Origin of the sequence: Nitratidesulfovibrio liaohensis (assembly GCF_011682075.1) — a bacterium.
Lineage (GTDB): Bacteria > Desulfobacterota > Desulfovibrionia > Desulfovibrionales > Desulfovibrionaceae > Cupidesulfovibrio > Cupidesulfovibrio liaohensis.
On record NZ_VSMK01000615.1, the window covers coordinates 1 to 1,091 of the forward strand.

Below are 1,091 nucleotides of genomic sequence, written 5' to 3' on the forward strand. Positions count from 1 at the left end.
CCTGCGCGTGGCTGCTGGACAGCGGGTGCCGCATCACCGTGGCCGATTCGCCGGGCTTCGGCACGGCGCGCGGCGTGGCAGAGGCCATCGGCCTTGCGGCAGCCCTGCGTCCCCTCGGCCTGTCCGTCACCCCCCTTGATGACGCGGTGCAGGTGCCCCTGTCGTTCGGCGGGTCCATCGGGGTGGCCCGTCACGCGTTGCAGGCGGACGGCGTGCTCAGCGTGCCCCGCCTGAAGGCGCACAGCCAGATGCGCGTCACCCTGGCGGTAAAGAACCTGTTCGGCTGCGTGCCCGGCGTGCGCAAGGCCTTCGTGCATACTCGCCACGGCGACCGCGATTATCGCTTCGAGGGCGCGCTGGTGGAGGTGGCGGCGGCGCTGCCGCCCACGGCGGCCCTGCTGGACGGGGTGGAGGCCATGCACGTGACCGGGCCCGGGTCCGGCAAGCCGTATCACCTGGGCCTTGTGGGGGCCTCTGCGTCCGGCGTGGCGCTGGATGCGGCAATCTGCGGGCTGCTGGGCCTTGCGCCCGCACAGGTGCCCCTGTGGGCCGAACTGACGCGGCGCGGCGCCCCCGGTGCGCTGCCCGGTGACGTGGAACTGGTGCGTGAAGGTATGGACGCCTTCGATGCCAGCCGGTTCGAGGTGCCCGGCGTGCTCAAGCCCATGAGCTTCCGCCCCGGTACCTTGCTGCGCAGCACCGTGCGCCGCCTGTGGGCGGCGTGGCGGTCGTGATGCGGGGTGGATACGGTTTGCGGTTCACACGCGCGCCTGACGAGCACGCTTCGCGCCCTTAGGGGACGGCTGCCGTCCCTGGCCGCCGGAGCCGTCCAAAAACAGAGGTTGTCAACAGCCTTCTACGCGCCCGCCCCCTTGCGAACGCCATCCACCACCCACGCGTTGCCGTCCACGTTCAGGATGTCGGACAGGTTGCGCAGCCGGGTGATGGAGGCGTCGCTCACCCGCTGCCCGGCCAGCAGCAGGGGCGTGCCCTCCGTGTTGACCAGGTCGCGCGCCAGCACCATGCCGGGGCGCAGCGCCGCCACGGGCACCTCGCGCATGGGCACGTCCGATGCGGCGGCCAGCCCGGCG

At 72.4% G+C, this 1,091-nt stretch carries 2 protein-coding genes; one reads left to right on the forward strand and one right to left on the reverse strand.

Annotated features, from left to right (window positions below):
• On the forward strand, window positions 1-734 hold a 734-nt coding region (locus FVW27_RS16725), incomplete at its 5' end, for a DUF362 domain-containing protein (RefSeq protein WP_167127326.1).
• Window positions 735-856: 122 nt separating this feature from the next.
• Here FVW27_RS16725 and FVW27_RS16730 read toward each other — a convergent pair.
• Window positions 857-1,091 (reverse strand): hypothetical protein (locus FVW27_RS16730; protein ID WP_424991886.1); only part of this gene is annotated, 235 nt, incomplete at its 5' end.